General features: G+C 70.9%; 23 protein-coding genes. 18 read left to right on the top strand and 5 right to left on the bottom strand.

What is annotated here, in order from left to right; translation table 11 throughout:
- The first annotated feature begins 21 nt into the window (after positions 1-21).
- The 3 genes from HQQ78_RS15095 (at position 22) to HQQ78_RS15085 (ending at position 3,390) form a co-directional block, all read left to right on the top strand.
- Positions 22-987: an alpha-ketoacid dehydrogenase subunit beta gene (locus tag HQQ78_RS15095; RefSeq protein WP_371740492.1), complete on the top strand. Its 966-nt coding sequence runs from the start codon at positions 22-24 to the stop codon at positions 985-987.
- A 10-nt stretch (positions 988-997) separates the two neighbouring features.
- On the top strand, positions 998-2,509 hold the full coding sequence (locus HQQ78_RS15090; RefSeq protein WP_173154550.1) for a dihydrolipoamide acetyltransferase family protein: 1,512 nt from the start codon (positions 998-1,000) through the stop codon (positions 2,507-2,509).
- 149 nt (positions 2,510-2,658) lie between these two features.
- Positions 2,659-3,390, top strand: a complete 732-nt coding sequence (locus HQQ78_RS15085; protein WP_123570919.1) for a GntR family transcriptional regulator — start codon at positions 2,659-2,661, stop codon at positions 3,388-3,390.
- Positions 3,391-3,413: 23 nt separating this feature from the next.
- Here HQQ78_RS15085 and HQQ78_RS15080 read toward each other — a convergent pair whose 3' ends face one another.
- Together HQQ78_RS15080 and HQQ78_RS15075 are read right to left on the bottom strand one after the other, a co-directional pair.
- Positions 3,414-3,872, bottom strand: coding sequence for a PTS glucose transporter subunit IIA (locus HQQ78_RS15080; protein ID WP_173154547.1), 459 nt, complete (start codon positions 3,870-3,872; stop codon positions 3,414-3,416).
- The gene (locus HQQ78_RS15075) at positions 3,869-4,102 is read right to left on the bottom strand and encodes a glucose PTS transporter subunit EIIB (protein WP_054145886.1); all 234 of its coding nucleotides are present in this window, start codon (positions 4,100-4,102) and stop codon (positions 3,869-3,871) included. Before HQQ78_RS15075 ends, HQQ78_RS15080 begins: the two co-directional genes overlap by 4 nt.
- Before the next feature lie 217 nt (positions 4,103-4,319).
- Here HQQ78_RS15075 and HQQ78_RS15070 point away from each other — a divergent pair, with 217 nt between their 5' ends.
- The 10 genes from HQQ78_RS15070 to HQQ78_RS15025 all read left to right on the top strand — a co-directional run bounded on the left by HQQ78_RS15070 (position 4,320) and on the right by HQQ78_RS15025 (position 12,596).
- A complete protein-coding gene (locus HQQ78_RS15070) occupies positions 4,320-5,579 on the top strand; it encodes a PTS transporter subunit EIIC (RefSeq protein WP_056049777.1) in 1,260 nt (419 codons plus the stop codon).
- 159 nt (positions 5,580-5,738) lie between these two features.
- Entirely contained in the window at positions 5,739-6,740 is a 1,002-nt protein-coding gene (locus tag HQQ78_RS15065) for a metal ABC transporter solute-binding protein, Zn/Mn family (RefSeq protein ID WP_173154523.1), read from the top strand.
- Positions 6,737-7,618, top strand: a complete 882-nt coding sequence (locus HQQ78_RS15060) for a metal ABC transporter ATP-binding protein (protein WP_369794407.1) — start codon at positions 6,737-6,739, stop codon at positions 7,616-7,618. The genes HQQ78_RS15065 and HQQ78_RS15060 overlap by 4 nt, the downstream gene beginning before the upstream one ends.
- Positions 7,615-8,505, top strand: coding sequence for a metal ABC transporter permease (locus HQQ78_RS15055; RefSeq protein ID WP_056049779.1), 891 nt, complete (start codon positions 7,615-7,617; stop codon positions 8,503-8,505). Before HQQ78_RS15060 ends, HQQ78_RS15055 begins: the two co-directional genes overlap by 4 nt.
- A gap of 101 nt (positions 8,506-8,606) precedes the next feature.
- Positions 8,607-9,020, top strand: coding sequence for a Fur family transcriptional regulator (locus tag HQQ78_RS15050; protein ID WP_054145907.1), 414 nt, complete (start codon positions 8,607-8,609; stop codon positions 9,018-9,020).
- 284 nt (positions 9,021-9,304) lie between these two features.
- Positions 9,305-9,541, top strand: a complete 237-nt coding sequence (rpmB, locus tag HQQ78_RS15045) for a 50S ribosomal protein L28 (protein WP_043595945.1) — start codon at positions 9,305-9,307, stop codon at positions 9,539-9,541.
- The gene (gene rpmG, locus HQQ78_RS15040) at positions 9,541-9,708 is read left to right on the top strand and encodes a 50S ribosomal protein L33 (protein WP_043595944.1); all 168 of its coding nucleotides are present in this window, start codon (positions 9,541-9,543) and stop codon (positions 9,706-9,708) included. The genes rpmB and rpmG overlap by 1 nt, the downstream gene beginning before the upstream one ends.
- A gap of 2 nt (positions 9,709-9,710) precedes the next feature.
- Positions 9,711-10,016, top strand: a complete 306-nt coding sequence (gene rpsN / locus HQQ78_RS15035) for a 30S ribosomal protein S14 (RefSeq protein WP_043595941.1) — start codon at positions 9,711-9,713, stop codon at positions 10,014-10,016.
- A gap of 105 nt (positions 10,017-10,121) precedes the next feature.
- Positions 10,122-10,409, top strand: coding sequence for an HU family DNA-binding protein (locus HQQ78_RS15030; protein WP_043595940.1), 288 nt, complete (start codon positions 10,122-10,124; stop codon positions 10,407-10,409).
- 201 nt (positions 10,410-10,610) lie between these two features.
- Positions 10,611-12,596, top strand: coding sequence for a cytochrome c oxidase assembly protein (locus HQQ78_RS15025; RefSeq protein WP_173154520.1), 1,986 nt, complete (start codon positions 10,611-10,613; stop codon positions 12,594-12,596).
- Between the two features lie 170 nt (positions 12,597-12,766).
- Here the strand turns inward: HQQ78_RS15025 and HQQ78_RS15020 are convergent, their stop codons facing one another.
- Together HQQ78_RS15020 and HQQ78_RS15015 are read right to left on the bottom strand one after the other, a co-directional pair.
- Positions 12,767-13,801: an LLM class flavin-dependent oxidoreductase gene (locus tag HQQ78_RS15020; protein WP_056049785.1), complete on the bottom strand. Its 1,035-nt coding sequence runs from the start codon at positions 13,799-13,801 to the stop codon at positions 12,767-12,769.
- Positions 13,802-14,007: 206 nt separating this feature from the next.
- Positions 14,008-14,766 (bottom strand): HD domain-containing protein, encoded by a 759-nt coding sequence (locus tag HQQ78_RS15015; RefSeq protein WP_173154517.1) that lies wholly within the window; start codon positions 14,764-14,766, stop codon positions 14,008-14,010.
- Positions 14,767-14,994: 228 nt separating this feature from the next.
- Here HQQ78_RS15015 and HQQ78_RS15010 point away from each other — a divergent pair, with 228 nt between their 5' ends.
- From HQQ78_RS15010 to HQQ78_RS14995, 4 genes are all read left to right on the top strand, one after another.
- On the top strand, positions 14,995-16,002 hold the full coding sequence (locus tag HQQ78_RS15010) for a GlxA family transcriptional regulator (RefSeq protein ID WP_173154514.1): 1,008 nt from the start codon (positions 14,995-14,997) through the stop codon (positions 16,000-16,002).
- A gap of 73 nt (positions 16,003-16,075) precedes the next feature.
- A complete protein-coding gene (locus HQQ78_RS15005) occupies positions 16,076-16,435 on the top strand; it encodes a GntR family transcriptional regulator (protein ID WP_173154511.1) in 360 nt (119 codons plus the stop codon).
- Entirely contained in the window at positions 16,432-17,325 is an 894-nt protein-coding gene (locus HQQ78_RS15000; RefSeq protein WP_173154509.1) for an ATP-binding cassette domain-containing protein, read from the top strand. The genes HQQ78_RS15005 and HQQ78_RS15000 overlap by 4 nt, the downstream gene beginning before the upstream one ends.
- Positions 17,322-18,032 (top strand): hypothetical protein, encoded by a 711-nt coding sequence (locus HQQ78_RS14995; RefSeq protein ID WP_173154507.1) that lies wholly within the window; start codon positions 17,322-17,324, stop codon positions 18,030-18,032. The genes HQQ78_RS15000 and HQQ78_RS14995 overlap by 4 nt, the downstream gene beginning before the upstream one ends.
- Positions 18,033-18,042: 10 nt before the next feature.
- Here HQQ78_RS14995 and HQQ78_RS14990 read toward each other — a convergent pair whose 3' ends face one another.
- Positions 18,043-19,056 (bottom strand): hypothetical protein, encoded by a 1,014-nt coding sequence (locus tag HQQ78_RS14990; protein ID WP_157485563.1) that lies wholly within the window; start codon positions 19,054-19,056, stop codon positions 18,043-18,045.
- Between the two features lie 103 nt (positions 19,057-19,159).
- Between HQQ78_RS14990 and HQQ78_RS14985 the strand changes: the two genes are divergently transcribed.
- Entirely contained in the window at positions 19,160-20,494 is a 1,335-nt protein-coding gene (locus HQQ78_RS14985; RefSeq protein WP_371740493.1) for an ATP-dependent RecD-like DNA helicase, read from the top strand.
- The last annotated feature ends 88 nt before the right edge of the window (positions 20,495-20,582 follow it).

Raw genomic sequence — 20,582 nt, 5'->3', positions numbered from 1 at the left:
ACCCGCGCCTCCGTGCAGTCCATGCCGCTCGGCAAGGCGATCAACGCCGGCCTCCGCAAGGCCATGGCCGACGACCCCCGCGTCCTGCTGATGGGAGAAGACATCGGCACGCTCGGCGGCGTCTTCCGCGTGACCGAGGGGCTGCAGGCCGAGTTCGGCGGCAGACGCGTCATCGACACCCCCCTCGCCGAGTCCGGCATCGTCGGCACCGCCATCGGACTCGCGATGGGTGGCTTCCGCCCGGTCTGCGAGATCCAGTTCGACGGCTTCATCTACCCCGGCTTCGACCAGATCACGTCGCAGCTCGCCAAGCTGACCAACCGGCACGAGGGCACCCTGACGATGCCCGTCGTGATCCGCGTGCCCTACGGCGGGCACATCGGCGCGGTCGAGCACCACCAGGAGAGCCCCGAGGCGTACTTCGCCCACACCGCGGGCCTGCGCGTCGTCAGCCCGAGCACGCCGCACGACGCCTACTGGATGATCCAGGAGGCGATCGCGTCGAACGACCCCGTCATGTTCTTCGAGCCCAAGAGCCGTTACTGGCCCAAGGGCGACGTCGACCTGAGCGACCCGCAGGCACCGCTGCACGCGAGCCGCGTCGTCCGGACGGGCACCGAGGTCACCCTGCTGGGGCACGGAGCGATGGTCAGCGTGCTGCTCCAGGCGGCCGAGATCGCGGCAGCCGAGGGCGTCTCGGCCGAGGTCGTCGACCTGCGCTCGCTCTCGCCGGTCGACTACGGGCCCATCCTCGAGTCGGTCCGCAAGACCGGGCGTCTCGTGGTGGCCCAGGAGGCCCCCGGTTTCGTCTCGGTCGGCTCCGAGATCGCCGCCACCGTGGCCGAGAAGGCGTTCTACTCGCTCGAGGCGCCCGTGCTGCGCGTCAGCGGCTTCGACACCCCCTTCCCTCCTGCCAAGCTCGAGACGCAGTACCTGCCCGACGCCGACCGCGTGCTCGAGGCGGTCGACCGGGCCCTGGCCTACTAGGAGTCACGACATGACCAGCGAATTCACCCTGCCCGACGTCGGCGAGGGCCTGACCGAGGCCGAGATCGTCGAATGGAAGGTCGCCCCCGGCGACAACGTCGAGATCAACCAGGTGCTCGTCGAGATCGAGACCGCGAAGTCGCTCGTCGAGCTGCCGTCGCCCTACGCCGGCGTGGTCGAGAGCATCCTCGTCGAACAGGGCACCACGGTCGACGTCGGCACCCCGATCATCCGGGTCGGCGACTCGACGGCGCCCGCGACCGCGTCGGGTCGTGCCGCCGAGTCCGAGTCCCTCGAGTCGGGCGGACTCGCCCGCACGGCGCAGGTCGTGTCGCAGAACGAACAAGCACTCTCCGCGCAGCGCGCCCGCCAGGCCGAGCCCGCGGCGTCCGCCACCCCGGTGCAGAGCTCCTCCCCCGCCGCCCCGGCCCGCTCGGCCGACGCGGTCAGCGCCGACGGCGACACCGGCTCGGTCGCGCACGCCCCCGAGGCCCCGGCCGACTCCGGTTCGGGTGCCGTGCTCGTGGGCTACGGCGCCGCGGGCGGTCACGGCTCGACCCGCCGCCGTCGCCCGTCGCAGACCGAGGTCGACGCCCGGCAGCTGCGCGTCGCCGAGCAGGCCCGGCGGCGCCCCACCACGTCGGTGCCCGCCGCGCAGGCCCTGCCGATCATCGCGAAGCCGCCCATCCGCAAGCTCGCCAAAGACCTCGAGGTCGACCTCGCCGTCGTCCAGCCGACCGGCCTGGCCGGAGAGGTCACCCGCGACGACGTCATCCGTCACGCCCAGCAGGCCAGCGTCTTCCGCAACATCGAGACGCCCGAGTGGGGCGAGGAACGCGTCGAGCGCATCCCCGTCAAGGGCGTCCGCAAGGCCATCGCCGCGGCCATGACGTCGTCGGCGTTCACCGCCCCGCACGTCAGCCTGTTCGTCGACGTCGACGCCACCCGCACGATGGAGTTCGTCAAGCGGTTGAAGGCGTCGCCGCAGTTCGCCGGCGTCAAGGTCTCGCCGTTGCTGATCATGGCCAAGGCGATCATCTGGGCCGTGCGACGCAACCCGATGGTCAACTCGGCCTGGACCGACCGCGAGATCCTCGTCCGGCACTTCGTCAACCTCGGCATCGCCGCGGCCACCCCACGTGGCCTCATCGTGCCGAACGTCAAGGAGGCCCAGTCGATGAGCCTGCTCGAGTTGGCCCAGGCCCTCGAACAGCTGACGCTGACCGCCCGAGACGGCAAGACGACGCCGGCCGACATGCGGGACGGCACGATCACGATCACCAACATCGGCGTCTTCGGCATGGACACCGGCACGCCGATCCTCAACCCGGGCGAGGTCGCGATCGTGGCCCTCGGCACGATCAAACCCAAGGCCTGGGTGGTCGACGGCGAGGTCCGCTCGCGCATGGTGACGACGATCGGGGCGAGCTTCGACCACCGCGTGGTCGACGGCGACGTCGCCAGCCGGTTCGTGGCCGACGTGGCGAGCGTCCTCGAAGAGCCCGCGCTCCTGCTCGACTGAGCCCGCGCCTCCTCGTCCGTTCCTGGGAACCCCGCGGGCAGCCGGGCCCCGACCTGGCTGGCGACGGACGGCGTGCAGTAACGTCGAGGTCAGGACGACCGGTCATGACCAGATGGGACCACCCTCGGGCGCGACGGACGAGGGGGCCCATGACCGACCGCATCACCGACGGAGCCGTGCCGAAGCACGAGCAGTTGCGCTCCATCGTGCAGCGGCTCGCGGCCGGTCAGCAGCCCGGCTCGGCGATCGCCAGCGAGCGCCAGCTCATGCTCGAGTACGGCGTCAGCCGGATCACCGTCCGCGAGGCCGTGGGGCAGCTCGTGAACGAGGGTTGGCTGACCCGCGTGCGAGGCAAGGGCACCTTCGTGGCCCACCGCGTGGTCCAGTCGACGCTGCACCTCGCCTCGTTCACCGACGAGATGACCAAGCTCGGCCACGTGCCGAGCACGGTGGTGCTGGTCAAGGCCGAGACGACTCCCCCGCCCGAGACGGCCGCGGCCCTCGGACTCGAGGACGGCGCCTCGGCGTTCCACGTCAAGCGCCTGCGCCTGGCCGACGGCGTGCCGGTCAGCATCGACGACGGCTGGTACCCCGCGGACCGACTGCCCGGGCTGCTCGACCACGACCTGAGCCGTTCGCTCTACCGGACCCTCGACGGCGACTACGCGACGCCGATCACCCGCGCGACCCAGACGGTCAGCGCCGAGGGGGCCGACGCCGACGTCGCCACGCTGCTCGGCACGAGCGAGGGCGCCCCGGTGATGTACTTCGACCGGATCTCGTTCGCCGGCGACGTCCCCCTCGAACACGCCAAGAGCTGGTACCGCTCCGACCGCTACCGCCTGCAGATGCAGGTCGAATCGGGCACGACGCCCGACTGACTCACGGCCGCGCCGCGTCGGCCTCAGAGGTCGAAGAGGGGCTCCCCCGAGGCGACGGTTGTGCCGACGGCCTGCTGCGGGACGCTGTCCGGGGCGCTGTCGAGCACGACGACCGGGATGACGGCCGAGTAGCCCGCCTCGGCCACGACGGCCGGGTCGAAGCGGACGACGAGGTCGCCCGCCGCGACGGTCGCCCCCTCGGCCACGACGAGCTCGAAGCCCTCGCCGCCGAGCTTGACCGTGTCGATGCCGACGTGCACGAGCAGGCCGGTGCCCGACTCGTCCACGACCACGAACGCGTGCGGGTGCAGCTTGACGATCTCGCCGGCGACCGGCGAGACGACGGAGACCACACCCCCTCCAGGAGGCGCGTTCGGCTCGACCGCGACGCCCGCGCCCACGAGCTGCCCGGCGAAGACGGCGTCGGGCACCTCGGCGAGCGCCGTCACCCGGCCGGTGACGGGCGAGACGACCGTGGTCACGGCAGCAGGTCGTTGATGTCTTCGGCGAGCGAGTCGGCGATCGTGCCGACGATCACCTGGACGCTGCCCCCCGCGTGGACGACGGCGGTGGCTCCCGCGGCCTTGAGGGCGGCGTCGTCGACGAGCGAGATGTCCCGCACGTCGGTGCGGAGGCGCGTGATGCAGCCCTCGATCTCCTCGATGTTGTCGGCGCCGCCGAGTCCGTCGATCATGGCCTGTGCTTTCGACATGAGCTGTTCTCCTCCGTGGGTCGGTCGCTCGCGGCGACGAGGGTGTCGTCCTAGTTGACACCACGCGTCGGCCTGAGGAAACTACCACTCACTGGTCATGACCGGACAGGACCGGGGGCTCCGCGCTCGTCGCGTCCCGCGCCTCCGGAACCGCCCCACCCGCACGACACCCGACCCACCCCGCACCACGGCTGCTCACCGACGAGAGGACCACCTGATGACGACGACGACCGAGTCGGCCCCGACCAAGAAGAGGGGCTCGGCCGCCTTCGCGGTGCTGCAGCGCCTCGGGCGCAGCCTCATGCTGCCGATCGCGGTGCTCCCGGCGGCGGGCATCCTGCTGCGACTCGGGCAGGCCGACCTCCTCGGCGCGATCCCCGGCTTCGAGACGGGCGCCTCGGTGATCGGCGCCGCCGGGCAGGCGGTCTTCACCTGGCTGCCGCTGATCTTCGCGGTCGGCATCGCGATCGGCTGGGCGAAGAAGTCGGACGGTTCGACGGCCCTCGCCGCGGTCGTCGGCTACATGGTGATCGACGGCGTCTTCAAGGCCATGTCGCCGGTCGTGCTCGCGGGCCGCGAGACCCCGACGGGCGACCCCGAGGTCATCAACTACGGCGTGCTGGCCGGCATCGTGATGGGCATCCTCTCGGCGATGATCTGGCAGCGCTTCTACCGCACGAAGCTGCCCGACTTCCTCGGGTTCTTCTCGGGCCGTCGCATGGTGCCGATCCTCACCGCCGTCACGGGCCTGGTCGTCGGCGTCGTCATGTCGTTCATCTACCCCCTGTTCAACAACGCCCTCACCGGCATCGGCCAGGCGGTCGCGTCGAACGACGTGGTCGGCAGCGGCATCTACGGCGTCGCCAACCGCCTGCTGATCCCCACCGGCCTGCACCACATCCTCAACTCGGTCGTCTGGTTCCTGGTCGGCGACTACACCAACGCCAGCGGCGAGATCGTCCGGGGCGACCTGAACCGCTTCTTCGCCGGCGACCCGAGCGCCGGCGTGTTCATGACCGGGTTCTTCCCGATCTTCATGTTCGCCCTGCCCGCCGCGGCCCTGGCGATCTGGCGTCACGCCCGCCCCGAGAAGAAGAAGCTGATCGGCGGCATCATGCTGTCGACCGCGCTGACGGCGTTCATCACGGGCATCACCGAGCCGCTCGAGTTCTCGTTCATGTTCGTCGCCTGGCCGCTGTACGTGATCCACGCGGTGCTGACCGGCACGTCGATGATGCTGGTCAACGCACTCGACATCCACACCGGGTTCACCTTCTCGGCGGGGTTGATCGACTACGTGCTGAACTTCAACATCTCGCAGAACTCGATCTGGCTCATCCCGATCGGGCTCGGCTACGCGGTCGTCTACTACGTCCTCTTCAGCTTCGTCATCAAGAAGTGGAACCTCAAGACGCCCGGGCGCGAGGACGACGACGCCGCCGGCGCCGAGTCCGTCGAGGCCGCCACGAAGGCCTAGGCGCGCTGCGACACCCCCTGTCCGGCATCACACCCTCGGAACAGGGGGTGTCGTGCCGAGCAGGGGGTGTCGCGCTGTCTCGAGACGCGGGAGGCGCGCTCGGCCGACCCGCGCCTCCTCGTTTTGACAATCATTATCAGTAGCAATAGCGTGGCGACCATGAAGATGCGCTCGCTGCCGACCCTGCTCGTCCTGCCCGCCGCCGCGGCCCTCGTGCTGAGCGGTTGCGCCACGGGCGCCTCGGGCTCGACCGACTCCACCGACGGAGGCGCGATCTCGGTGGTCACGTCGACCAACGTCTACGGCGACATCGCCGAGACGGTCGGAGGCGACCTGGTCGACGTCACCAGCATCATCAGCGACCCCTCGCAGGACCCGCACTCGTACGAGGCCGACGCCCGCACGCAGCTGGCCGTCTCGAAGGCCGACGTGGTCGTCGAGAACGGCGGCGGCTACGACTCGTTCGTCGACACGATGGTCGACGCGAGCGGAACCGACGCCACCGTGGTCAACGCCGTCGACGTCTCGGGGCTCGACCCCGAGGCCGGGCACGACGACCACGCCGACGAGGCCACCGACGCCGCGAGCGACGACGCCACCGCAGAGGCCGACGGGCACGACGACCACGACCACACCGCGTTCAACGAGCACGTGTTCTACAGCCTGCCGAGCATGGCGAAGCTCGCCACGGCCCTGGCCGACGAGTTCGGCCGGGTCGACACCGCGAACGCCGACACCTTCACCGCGAACGCCGAGGCCTTCGGCACGAAGATCGCCGACCTGGAGGCGCAGGCCGCCTCGATCAAGACGGCCCACGACGGCGACCCGGTCGCCTACACCGAACCCGTGCCCGGCTACCTCTTCGACGCGATGGGCCTGGTCAACGTGACGCCCGAGGCCTTCTCCGAGGCGATCGAGGAGGGCGACGACGTGTCGCCCGCCGTGCTCAACGACACCCTGAAGCTCTTCACCGACGGGAAGGTCGACCTGCTCGCCTACAACGAGCAGACCTCGAGTCCCGAGACCGAGCAGGTCGAGAAGGCCGCGACCGACGCTGGCGTCGCCATCGTGCCGGTCACCGAGCTGCTGCCCGAGGGGGAAGACTACGTGGCATGGCAACAGAGCAACATCGACGCGATCTCGGCGGCCCTCGGCGAGTGACCGACCCGTCCGGCGCGACCTCCGTCGCCGCCGCCACCCGCGCCTCCTCGGCCGGTGGCGGCGGCGACGCCGTGCTGCGCCTCCGCGACGCCGGGGTCTCGTTCGGCGCCCGCACGCTCTGGTCGGGTCTCGACCTCGACGTGCGGCCGGGCGAGTTCATCGCGGTGCTCGGGCCGAACGGTGCGGGCAAGACGACGATGCTGCGCACGATCCTCGGGCAGCAGCACCTGACCGAGGGCAGCATCGAGTTCCTCGGCCGGCCGGTCGGGCGCGGGCACCGCCGCATCGGCTACGTGCCGCAGCAACGACTGATGGAGTCCGGCACCCCGCTGCGTGCCCGTGACATGATCGCGCTGGGCGTCACGGGCCACCGCTGGGGGCCGCGCCGTGAGACCCCCACCGAACGGGCCCGCATCGACGCCCTGGTCGACGAGGTCGGCGCCACCTCGTTCGCGACCTCTCCGGTCGCGAGCCTCAGCGGCGGCGAGCAGCAGCGCACCCGGGTCGGCCAGGCGCTGGCCGCCGAACCGGCCCTGCTGCTCTGCGACGAGCCCCTCATCTCGCTCGACCTGCGCCACCAGCGCGAGGTCACCCGCCTGATCGACGAGCAGCGGCGGGCCCGCAACGCCGCGGTCGTGTTCGTCACGCACGACGTCAACCCCATCCTCGACGTCGTCGACCGGGTGCTCTACCTCGCCGGAGGCCGGTTCCGCATCGGAACACCCGACGAGGTGCTGCGCGCCGACGTGCTGAGCGACCTCTACGGCACCCCGGTCGACGTGATCCGCACCATGGGGCGCATCGTGATCGTCGGCAGCCACGACGGGCACGACCACCACGTCGACGAACACCTCGACGACGAAGGACTCGTCCGATGACCGACCTGTGGTCGCAGCTGTTCAGCTTCCAGGACTTCGGCGAGCTGCTCGTGCTGGTGCGCAACAGCGTCGTCGCGGGCGCCGTGCTCGGCCTGGTGGGCGGCCTGATCGGGCCCTTCGTGATCACGCGCAACATGCCCTTCGCGGTTCACGGCATCAGCGAGCTCTCGTTCGCCGGCGCCGCCGCCGCCCTGCTGCTCGGCGTGAACGTCGTCAGCGGCTCGCTCGTCGGCAGCCTGATCGCCGCCCTGCTGATCGGGCTGCTGGGCACCCGGGCGCGGGAGCGCAACTCGATCATCGCGGTGCTCATGCCGTTCGGCCTGGGCCTCGGCATCCTCTTCCTGGCGCTCTACCGAGGGCGGTCGGCCAACAAGTTCGGGCTGCTGACCGGCCAGATCGTGTCGGTGGACAACCCACAGCTCGGCTGGCTCGTCGCCATCTCGGCCGTGGTGATCGTCACGCTGATCGTCATCTGGCGTCCGCTGACCTTCGCCAGCGTCGACCCCGACGTCGCCGCGGCGGCCGGCGTCCCCGTGCGCACGCTCGGCATCGTCTTCATGCTCGTGTTGGGCCTGTCGGTCGCGGTGTCGGTGCAGATCATCGGGGCGCTGCTCGTGCTCTCGCTGCTCGTCACGCCCGCCGCGGCCGCGCTGAGGCTCACCGTCAACCCCCGGCTCGTGCCCGTGCTGAGCGTGACCTTCGCCGTCGTCTCGGTCGTCGGCGGCATCCTGCTCGCCCTGGGCGGCGGCCTGCCGATCAGCCCCTACGTCACCACGATCTCGTTCACGATCTGGCTCGTCTGCCGCCTGGTCGGCTGGCGTCGCACGGCCGCCGCCGTGAAGCCGCGCAGGGGCCCGCGGGTACCCTTGGCACCGACCGGCGTCTGAGGCAGACCGGGGTCCGACACACCTGGTCCCGGTGCACCGGGACCCGACGCACCGAGGTCCGACACACAGAGGTCCGACACACAGAGAGGCAGGACGCCGTGGTGGTCCGACGCAACACGTGGCAACGCGAGGCCGTGCGAGAAGCACTCGGCACGAGCGAGGGGTTCGTCAGTGCGCAGGCGCTGCACGCCCACCTGCGCGAGACCGGCATCGGCCTGGCCACGGTCTACCGGGCACTCGCCGACCTCGCCGCCGACGGCTCGGCCGACTCGCTGCAGCAAGAAGGCGAGAGCCTCTACCGCGCCTGCACCCCGGGCACCCACCACCACCACCTGATCTGCCGCAACTGCGGCACCACCGTCGAGATCGAGGCCGACGAGGTCGAGACCTGGGCCCAGCACGTCGCCGCGACGCACGGGTTCACCGAGGCACAGCACGTGGTCGACGTGTTCGGCCTGTGCCCCGCGTGCACGGCCGAGGCCCGCGCGGCCGCCGACGCCTCCGCGATCCGCTGAGCCGCGCCTCCTCGATCCGTCGGCGCGCGCCGACGCGATCGCGTGGCCGCAGCCCCGGGTTCCGAGCGCCGAGCCCCGAGCCCCGACCCCCAGTCGGGGAAACGCGGGTTGCGTGGGTCCGGGCGTGTCGCGTAAGCTCTCCCTTTGGTTGGGCGCTCTCTGCGCCCATGTGCACCGCCTCCCGGCTTCATCGCCCGATCCCTCGATCGGGCAGGGGGACCGGCGCGCCGACAAGTGACCTTGGGTGAGGGCTCCGGCCCTCACGGTATCTACGGAGGAAAACCATGGCAGCAACCTGCCAGGTGACCGGAGCCGTTCCCGGCTTCGGACACAACATCTCGCACTCGCACCGACGCACCAAGCGTCGTTTCGACCCGAACATCCAGAAGAAGACGTACTACGTGCCGTCGCTTCGTCGTAACGTGACCCTTCAGCTCAGCGCCAAGGGCATCAAGGTCATCGACGCTCGTGGCATCGAGTCGGTCGTCAAGGACCTGCTCGCTCGTGGGGAGAAGATCTAATGGCTCGTCAGCAGGACGTCCGTCCCATCATCAAGCTCCGCTCGACGGCGGGCACCGGTTTCACGTACGTGACCAAGAAGAACCGTCGTAACAACCCCGACCGTCTCGTGCTGAAGAAGTACGACCCGGTGATTCGCAAGCACGTCGAATTCCGCGAGGAGCGCTAAAAATGGCCAAGAAGAGCATGATCGCCAAGAACAACCAGCGCGCCGAGATCGTGGCCCGCTACGCCGAGAAGCGTCTCGAGCTGAAGAAGGCCCTGATCGATCCGAACGGTTCCGACGAGAGCCGCGAGGCCGCTCGCCTCGGTCTGCAGAAGCTGCCGCGCAACGCGTCGCCGGTCCGCCTCCGCAACCGCGACTCGGTCGACGGCCGCCCCCGCGGTCACCTCAAGGCCTACGGCATCAGCCGCGTGCGTTTCCGCGACATGGCCCACCGTGGCGAGTTGCCGGGCATCACGAAGTCTTCCTGGTAGGTTTCAACCGGTTCCACAGGGCCCTCGGCTCTCTGGTCTCGACCGCACAGGCATGGTGAACGCCGTGTCTCGTCACACCGAATGAAGTCCGAGGAGGACATTTACATGGCTGACAAGTCACTGAACCGTACCGAGCTCGTCGCAGCTGTCGCATCCGAGTCCGGCCAGAGCCAGGCCGCCGTCAGCGGCGTCGTCGACGCGTTCTTCTCCGTCGTCTCGAAGTCGGTCGCCGACGGCACGAAGGTCACCATCCCCGGGTGGATCGCTTTCGAGAAGACGCACCGCGCCGCTCGTACCGGCCGCAACCCGCAGACGGGTGAGGCCCTCGAGATCGCCGCCAGCGACAGCGTCAAGGTCAGCGCCGGCAGCAAGCTCAAGGCTGCGGTCAAGTAGTCCTCGCTCTCACGAGCACCCGAGAAGGGGCGTGACGACCATCGGTCGTCACGCCCCTTCTCTCGTTCCCCCTCGTCTCGTCCCGCCCCGCCGACAGGCTCGGTCGTGCGTGCGCCGGTCGCCCGGACGGATCACTCGACGTCGAGCGACGCCCCCCACCCGCACCCGTTCACCAGGCGATCCGACTTACCCTGGTAGACGATGCCCAGACTCGCCCGCACCACGGCGCCCGCACTGCTCGTGCTGGTGGCGTTCGCGTCCCTCCTCGCCGCTCTGAAGTTCGGCGGGGCGGCCGACGCGCCCCTCGTCGTCGACCCCGGCGAGGTCGTCCGCTACGGGCTGCCCATGGCCAAGATGCTGGGCAACGTCGGCGCCGCCCTCACCATCGGCACGCTCTTCCTGACCTGCTTCGCACTCACCCGACGCGAAGCGGAATACGACCGCGCCATGGACGTCGCCGCCGCTGCGGCGGGGTTCTGGGCCGTCGCCTCGGCGATCACCACCTTCTTCACCTTCCTCAGCGTCGCCAACGTGCCGGTCACCTTCGACGACCAGTTCGGGCGGACGCTCGCGTTCTTCCTGACGAACACCGAGCTCGGCATCGCCTGGCTGATCACGACGCTGATCGCGGCGACCGTCACGGTGCTCTGCTTCATCGTCCGCAACATCTGGTTGATCGTCGCCGTCACGGTGCTCGCCGCCGGCGGGCTCATCCCCATCGCCGAGCAGGGCCATGCGGCCGGCACGAGTGGCCACGACGCCGCCGTCACCGACCTCGCCCTGCACCTGGTCGGGGCGTCGGTCTGGCTGGGCGGCCTGCTCGCCATCGTGCTGCTGCGCGGGCACCTCTCGAGCGGGCGGCTGGCGATCGTGCTCGCCCGCTACTCGAGCGTGGCGATCGTCTGCTTCGTGGTCGTCGCGGTGTCGGGCATCGGCAGCGCGGCCATCCGCATCGGCGACTGGTCGGCCCTGACGTCGGGCTACGGCGTGCTCGTGCTCGTCAAGACGTTCGCCCTCGTCGCGCTGGGGTTGTTCGGCGTCGTGCAACGCCGCTGGCTCGTCGGCCGCCTCACGACCCACCCCAAGGCGACGACGAAGGCCTTCTGGTGGTTCGTCACCGCCGAGCTCGCGTTCATGGGGCTCGCCTCCGGCGTCGCCGCCGCACTCGCCCGGACGGCCACCCCGGTCGAGCAGGTCGCCGCGGCCGACCTGGCCGACCCGACCCCCGCGGTCATCCTCACCGAAGAGGCGCTGCCACCCGAGTTGACGCCGCTGCGCTACCTCACCGAATGGAACGTCGACCTGCTCTGGGGGCTGCTCTGCGCCTTCGGCGTCTTCTTCTACCTGGCCGGCGTCGTCCGCCTGCACCGCCGCGGCGACCGCTGGCCGGTCGGCCGCACCGTGTCGTGGGTGGCGGGCCTGGCCGTGTTGTTCTACATCACGTGCGGCGCCCCGAACGTGTACGAGGAGTACCTCTTCAGCACCCACATGCTCGCGCACATGGCACTGGGAATGCTCGTGCCCGTGCTGCTCGTGCCGGGCGCGCCCGTGACGCTCGCGTTGCGCACCATCAAGAAGCGCAGCGACGGCACCCGCGGTGGCCGCGAGTGGATCATGATCCTCGTGCACTCCCGGTTCGCGACCTTCGTCAGCAACCCGATCATCTCGGCGGTGCTTTTCGCGGGCTCGCTGTGGGCGTTCTACTACACGCCGTTGTTCAGCTGGGCGACGACCACGCACATCGGCCACTACTGGATGATCGTGCACTTCCTGATCACCGGCTACCTCTTCGTGCAGTCGATGATCGGCATCGACCCCGTCAAGGGTCGACTGCCCTACCCCGCCCGACTCGTCGTGCTGCTCGGGACCATGGCGTTCCACGCGTTCTTCGGCCTGGGCATCATGAGTGCTACCGGGCTCTTCCTCGCCGACTGGTACGGCGCCATGGGGCGCACCTGGGGCCCGACGCCGATGCAGGACCAGTACGTGGCCGGCGGCATCGCCTGGAGCGTCGGCGAGATCCCCACGATCGTCATGGCCATCGCCGTCGCCATCATGTGGAGCCGCAGCGACGGCCGAGAAGCCGTCCGCAAGGACCGCCAGGCCGAGCGCGACGACGACGCCGAGCTCCGGGCGTACAACGAACAGCTCGAGGCGCTGTCCCACCAGCGCGAGCGCACCCGCTGACGCGAGCCGTGAGCCGCGGGCCGCGAGCCGCGAGCCGCGAGCCGCGAGCCGCGAAACAGCAACGCACCGTGTTTCGTGCAGGGCACCGCGACTAGTCGGGGTGCGGTGCACGAAACGCGGTGCGCTGGTCGGGGTCGTCGGGCACGAGCCCCGAGGAGGCGCGGGTCGCGTCAGGCGAGCATCTCGCGCACCAGCGGGACGACCTTCGTGCCGTACAGCTCGATGCTGCGCATCATGAGCTCGTGCGGCAGGCGGCCCATGCTGTACCGCATGTCGAAACGCGTCGCGCCGAGCAGGCGCATGTTCTGCGCGATCTTCGTGGCGACGGTCTCGGGCGAGCCCACGTAGAGCGCGCCGGTCGAGCTGGCGCTGGCCTCGTACTGCGCGCGGCTGTAGGGGGGCCAGCCGCGTTCGCGACCGAGCTGGTTCGTCTGCTCCTCTTGGTAGGGGAACAGCGCCTCCTTGGCTTCGGCGTCGGTCTCGGCCACGAAACCGGGCGAGTGCATCGCGATCGGCTGGGAGTCGTGGCCGAACTCGCCGAGGGCGCGTCGGTAGAGGTCGGCGTACGGCGCGAACTGCGCCGGCTGGCCTCCGATGATCGCGAGGAAGAGCGGGAAGCCGTAGTGCGCGGCCCGGATGACCGACTGCGGCGATCCGCCGACGCCGACCCAGGTGCGGATGGAGCCGCCTTCGGTCTTGGGGTAGACCTCTTGCGCGTCGAGGCCGGCGCGGACGGTGCCCGACCAGGTCGTCGGGCCCTCCTTCAGCAGTTCGGCGAAGAGCTGGATCTTCTCCTCGAAGAGCACCTCGTAGTCCTGCAGGTCGAGGCCGAAGAGCGGGAACGACTCGGTGAACGAGCCGCGGCCCAGGATGACCTCGGCACGGCCGTTCGAGATCGCGTCGACCGTGGCGAAGCGCTGGAACACGCGCACGGGATCGTCCGAGCTGAGGACGGTGACGGCCGAGCCCAGGCGGATGGTCTTCGTGCGGGCGGCGATCGCGGCGAGAACGACCTCGGGGGCCGAGACGGCGAAGTCCTTGCGGTGGTGCTCGCCGACGCCGATGAAGTCGAGACCGACCTCGTCGGCCAGGACGGCCTGGTCGACCAGGTTGCGGATGGCCTGGGCGTGCGTGACGGGGCTGCCGTCGAGGCGGTCGGTGATGTCGCCGAAGGTGTCGAGACCGAACTCGAGGGGGTGTGCCATGCGGGTGCTCTCCTGATTCATACGTTCGCATCATTCTAACCGATGGAGCGCGATCGCGGGAGGGGGCCCGGCGCACGTGGCCGTGGCCCACCCGGTGCTCGGGCGGCGGGTGCTCGTGCGCGGGATGCCCGGGCGGCGGGTGCTCGTGCGCGGGATGCCCGGGCGCCGGGTGCCGGTGCGCGGGCGGCGGGTGCTCGGCGCCGGGGTCAGAGGCGGTCGAGCGGGTTCGCGGCGATCCGGTCGCGCATGCCGCCCCGAATCGTGCGGGCCGCCTCGGACCCGGGCTTCCGGTGCGCCTGCGTCGACATCAGCCCGCCAAACTCGGCACCGAAGCCGTCACGGGGCAGCCGCTCGACCAGGGCGGCGACCAGTTCGGCCGGCCAGTCCTCACCGCCCACCCCCGACACGTCGAGGCTCGTCGCCCGCTCGAGCAGGTGACCCTCGACGTCGAGGTCGGCCGAGACCGCGGGCCACATGTGCCGCACGATGACGTCCGCCAGCCGCTGGGCGCGTGCGGCCGACCAGCCCGCCCCCGCGGCGAACACCCGGGCGACCTCGCCCCCCGCTCGCTCGAACGGCTCGGTGTGGCTGTCGAACGGCGACGCCAGCCCCACGTCGTGCAGGGCCGCCGCGACGAACAGCAGCTCGTGGTCGAAGGCCAGCCCCTCGCGTCGCCCGAGGTCGACGGCGAGCGCCGCCGAGCGACGGCTGTGCGCGAGCAGGGCCGGGCTCGACACGGCGGCGGCGGCCTCGAGGGCCCGGGCGGCGACGAGCGAGGGAGGCGCGAGCAGCTCGTCGAGGACGGCGGCGGCGGCGGTCGATTGCGGCTCGGGCGTCGGGCGGGGCTCGGCGGTCGATCGCGGCTCAGGCGTCGGGCGGGGCTCGGCGGTCGATCGCGGCTCGGGCGTCGGGCGGGGCTCGGGCGTCGGGCGGGACTCGGGCGTCGGGCGGGGCTCGGTGGTCATGGCAGGAAACCTACGGGTGGACAGGTCCTGCCACGAGTGGCAGTGTTGCCACCACTCGTCGACATCCCGCCACCCCGCCCTCCCGCCACACCGCCAGCCCGCCAGCCCGCCAGCCCGCCAGCCCGCCAGCCCGCCAGCCCGCCACGATGTGATCACCACGCCACGAGAAAAGATGGCGCGGTGACCACTTCGTGGCGGCGTGCGGCTCGACCCACCCCAGGAGTCCCGATGCCCCCGTTCCGCACCGTCGCCACGATCGTCGCCGACGGCGTCGCGCCGTTCGAGTTCGGCGTGCTCTGCGAGGTGTTCGGCCTCGACCGGACCGACGAGGGCGCGCCTCCGTTCGAGCACCGCATCGTGACCGAGCACCCGGGGCTCGTGCGCACGAACCAGGGCTTCTCGATCACGGTCGACCTCGACCTGGGCGCCGCGGCCGACGCCGACGTCGTGTGCGTGCCGGCCCTGTGGAACCGTCCCGACCAGGCCGAGCTCGTCTCCCCGGCGGTGCGCGAGCTGCTCGTCGCGGCCGAGGCCCGGGGGGCGTGGCTGCTCAGCGTCTGCAGCGGGGCGTTCGTCCTGGCCGAGGCAGGGCTGCTCGACGGCCGCCGGGCGACGACGCACTGGCGGTACTCCGACGCCCTGCAGCGCGAGCACCCCGCGATCGAGGTCGACGCCGACGTGCTCTTCGTCGAGGACCGCCGGATCATCACGAGCGCGGGCACGGCCGCCGGCATCGACGCCTGCCTACACCTCGTCCGCCGCGAGCACGGCGCCGCCGCGGCGAACGTGATCGCCCGCCGGATGGTCGTGCCGCCGCACCGCGACGGCGGTCAGAGCCAGTTCATCAAGACGCCCCTGCCGGTCGAGGTCGACGACTCGCTCGCGCCCCTGACCGACTGGATGCTCGGACACCTCCGCGACGACCTGAGCATCGAGGGGTTGGCCGCGAGGGCGCACATGTCGCCGCGCACCTTCGCCCGACGGTTCAAGGCCGAGCTGGGGGCGACGCCGGGGGCGTGGCTCACCCGCCAGCGCCTCCTGCGGTCGCAGGAGCTGCTCGAGGCGACGGGGCTCGGCATCGACGCGATCGCCGACGAGGTCGGCTTCGGTTCGGCAGCCGTCCTGCGACACCACTTCGCCCGCGTCCTCGGCACCACCCCGCGGGCCTACCGAGCGACCTTCGGCGGCGTCGACGACCTGCGCGACTTCGAGCGGGCCGGGGCGGCCACCGCCTGACCAGGACGGACCTTGACAGGCCGATCCGCGCCTCCTAGGTTAACTACTCAAGTAGCTAACCAGAGGAGCTTTCGTGCTCGACGACGGGACGCCGATCTTCCAGCAACTCGCTGCGCAGATCGAGAAGGACGTGCTCGACGGCACCTATGCCGACGAGGCACCGGTGGCGTCGACCACCGAGCTCGCCGCGTTCTACCGGATCAACCCGGCCACGGCCGGCAAAGCCGTCAACCTGTTGGTCGACCGCGGCATCCTCTACAAGCGCCGAGGCGTCGGCATGTTCGTCACGACCGGCGCCCGCGAGCGCCTGGCCGAACACCGACGGGCCCGCTTCGCCGACGAGTACGTGCGCCCCCTGGTGGCCGAGGCTCGCGCGCTGGGCATCGACGTCGCCGCCCTCCACCACCTGATCGAACAAGAGGACCAGTCATGAGCCCCGTGATCGAGATCACCGACCTGAGCCGTCGTTACGGCTCCTCCCTCGCCCTGGACGGCGTCGACCTCCACGTCGACGAAGGCGTCATCTGCGGCCTCCTCGGCCGCAACGGCGCCGGCAAGACCACGTTGATGGCCTGCGTCGCCGGGCAGGAACGACCATCAGGAGGCGCGGTGAGGGTCTTCCGCCGAGAGCCCGCCGACCACGCCGACGTCCTGTCGCGGGTGTCGTTCGTGCGCGACAGTCAGCGGTACCCGGACGGTTTCCGGCTCAAGCACGTGCTGTCGGTGGCGCCGGCCTTCCACCGCGGGTGGGACGCCGCGCTCGCCCGCGACCTGGCCGCCGAACTGCGGGTGCCCGACAAGACCGACCTGAAGAAGATGTCCCGCGGGCAGCTGTCCGCCGCGTCGATCGTGATCGGCATGGCATCCCGGGCCCCGTTGACGATCTTCGACGAGCCCTACCTCGGCCTGGACGCCACGGCCCGGCAGCTCTTCTACGACCGCCTGCTCGCCGACTACTCGGCCCACCCCCGCACGATCCTGCTCTCGACCCACCTGATCGACGAGATGGAGGCCCTGCTCGAACGGGTGGTCGTGCTCGACGAGGGCCGGGTGCGGCTCGACTCCGACGTCGACCAGGCGCGGGCCTCCGCCTACCAGGTCGCCGGTACGGCATCCACCGTCGACCGGTTCACGAGTGGGCGCCGCCTCCTGTCGCAGCACGCGGTGGGCGGGCTGAAGACGGCGGTCGTGGACGGCGTCGCCGACGGCACCGCGCGCGCCGAGGCCGCCACCGCGGGCGTCGAGCTCTCGGGGGTCTCACTGCAACAGGTCGTCGCGGCGCTCGGGTCGCGCGACACCGAACTCGAAGGAGCCGCCTCGTGAACCGCATCCTGCCCGTCGTCCGCCTGCAGTTGGCCCGTCGACGCAGCGTCCTGCTCGTACCGTTGCTCATCGTGGCCATCACGGTCGCCGTCACCGTGGTGATCCAGGTCACCCTCCAACGCTCGGGCGCCTACGACGACGGCACCTCGTACGCCACCGGCGCGCGCTTCAACCCGGGGGTCGTGTGGGCCCAGTCCGGGTACCTCGTCGCCATGGGCGTCGCCTCGGTCGCCTCGACGTTCCCCCTCGCCGCCTCGTTCGGGGCGACGCGGCGCGCGTTCGCGTTGGGCACGGCCGTGACGCACACCCTCGTCGCGCTCTACCTGACCGGCGTTGCCGCCGCCCTGCTCGCGCTCGAGATCCTGACCGGCCACTGGTTCGGCGGCTTCTACGTCTTCGACGTCAACGTCCTCGGTGCCGGCGACCTGGGCGCGCTCGTCCCGATCGTGTTCCTCGGCGCCCTCGTCGCCCAGACGGCCGGTGGGGTGTTCGGAGCGGCCTGGCTGCGGTTCGGGCCGCGCGGTCCGCTCGGCATCTCGATCGGCGTCGTCCTCGTGCTGGCCGTCGCGCTCCTCGCCTCCGGCCCCTCGCTGCCCACCGTGTTCGCGAACTACCAGAGCTGGTGGTCGGCCCTCACGGCGGCGCTGCTCGCGGCGGCCGCGATCGCGGGGACGTACGCGTTCCTGCGCCGCGCCTCCGTCCGTTGACCGGGCGGGCCTAGTCGAACGTCAGCTCGTCGGACGTGCTGATGCGCATCAGGTACGTGACGGTGAACGGGACGTCCTCGTCGATCGTGTATCGCTTCCCGTCGAAGAGCGACTGGGCGCCGACGACGAGGTGGGCGGTGCCGGCCACGCCGGGCACCTGCCACTGCCCCGACGGGCCGGGGACGATCGAGACGACCGGGTGGACGGGCACGGTCCACGTCGGGTCGTCGGTGACCCGGTCGTCGACCTGGCGGCCGAAGGGGCACCCGGCCGGCAGCAGCACCTGCTGCGGGACGCACTGCTCGTCGAGCTGCTGGTCGACCATGTCCTGCACGGCCTCGACGAACTCGTCCCGGGGCTGCACCTCGATCGACACCCCCGACGTCGCCCCCACGCTGAGCACGTCGGCCTCGACGGTCGGCGCCTCGAGGTAGCGCGACGCGTGGTCGAGCTCGAACCGCGAGGGGGCGAGCACCGTGAACCGGGTCGCGACGTCGGGCGCGTCGGTCGTGACGTCGCGGCCGTCCACCGTGAAGCGGGAGTCGTGCTGGGGCGTCACGTCGAGCTGCGCGGTGGGTGCCTGCACGAAGCGCCAGGCGTGGAACAGCCCGAACCGGGTGCCGGCCCGCTGGACGACGAACTGTGACTGCGCGGGCGCCTCGGCCGTGGCCGACGTGCCCTGCATCGAGTACGAGAGCGTGATCGCGTGCGTGTCGTCGCCGAGGTCGACGTCGCCCACCTCGGTCACGTCGTCGACGCCGCCGAGCGAGGGCACCTCGAGCAGGGCGTCGGCCAGCTGGTCGGTCGGCGTGACGCCGGCGAGGGTCAACGCGCTCGACGTGTCGCCGCGGTCGACCGCCGCCACGTAGCCGCGGACGAAACCGGCGCCGCTGTAGACGGTGGCGTTCAGGGCCACGACGGTGACCCAGAAACCGATCAGCACGAAGAGCAGCGCCCCGCCCCAGATCGCGACGAAGGGCCAGCCGAGCGGTGGGCGCGTCTCCTCCCCCACAGACGACGACATGACGACAACAATAGGAGGCGCGGGTCACGAAGAACCGAGCGTCACGCCCGTCACGGGTAGATTGGTGGCCTCCCCCGCCCCCTCCCGAAAGGTGCTCGTCGTCGTGAGCGTGGCCCTCTCCGCCGAACAGCAGGCGCTGTACGACGCGATCGAGAACACCCGCGAGCACATCTTCGTCACGGGTCGGGCCGGCACGGGCAAGTCGACGCTGCTGAACCACCTGTCGTGGAACACCTCGAAGCAGATCGTCATCTGCGCCCCCACGGGCGTCGCCGCCCTCAACGTCGGCGGCCAGACGATCCACTCGCTGTTCCGCCTCTCGGTGGGGCTCATCGCCGACCACGACATCGAGCAGAACGCCGAGCTGCGCAAGCTGCTGAACACCATCGACACGCTCGTCATCGACGAGGTCTCGATGGTCAACGCCGACCTGATGGACGCCATCGACCGCTCGCTGCGGCAGGCGCGGCAGCGCAAGCACGAGCCGTTCGGCGGCGTCCAGGTCGTGCTGTTCGGCGACCCGTACCAGCTGCCGCCGGTGCCGGGCGACGCCGAAGAGCGCGAGTACTTCCGCGACAACTACCGCTCGATGTGGTTCTTCGACGCCAAGGTCTGGGCCGAGGCGAGCCTGCGCATCTACGAACTGGCCTTCATCCACCGCCAGACCGAGGGCGACTTCAAAGAGATGCTCAACGCCGTGCGGCACGGTCGGGTCACGGCCGAGATCGCCGGGGCCCTCAACGGCGCCGGGGCACGCCCCGTGCCGACCGACGGCGGGGCCATCACCCTGGCCACGCGCAACGACACCGTCAACCGCATCAACAAGGTCGAGCTCGATCGCCTGTCGGGCAAGGTGATGACCGCCAAGGCCGAGGTCAGCGGCGAGTTCGGCGGCCGGGCCTACCCGGCCGACGAGGCCCTCGAGCTCAAGGTCGGGGCCCGGGTGATGTTCCTCCGCAACGACCCCGAGCAACGCTGGGTGAACGGCACGACGGGCGTCGTCACCCGGGTGCGCGACACGGTCTTCGTCGAGGTCGACGGCGAGGTCCACGAGGTGCAGCCCGTCGTGTGGGAGAAGCACAAGTACTCGTACTCGGCGACCACCAAGCAGCTCAAGAAGGACGTCGTGGCCGAGTTCACGCAGTTCCCGCTGCGCCTCGCCTGGGCCGTCACGATCCACAAGTCCCAGGGCAAGACCTACGACCGGGCCATCGTCGACCTCGGCTCACGGGTGTTCAGCGCGGGGCAGACCTACGTCGCCCTCAGCCGCATCACCTCGCTCGAGGGTCTGTACCTGTCGCGCCCGCTGCGACCGGCCGACATCATCGTCGACCTCGACGTGCGCCGCTTCATGAGCGAGGCGTCACGCGTGCCGGCCATCGAGGCAGCCGCCGACGCCGGCGTGGGCGACGACGCGACGACGGCCGCCACGGGCTGACGACCCGGTCCGACCACGCGGTGGCCCGGGACCCACCCCGTCGGCGAACGTCTAGGCCGCGGCCTTCGCGGCGGCGAGGTCGGCGAAC

The organism is Frigoribacterium sp. VKM Ac-2859, assembly GCF_013204925.1.
Lineage (GTDB): Bacteria > Actinomycetota > Actinomycetes > Actinomycetales > Microbacteriaceae > Frigoribacterium.
This window is presented reverse-complemented; position numbering and strand designations above follow the sequence as displayed.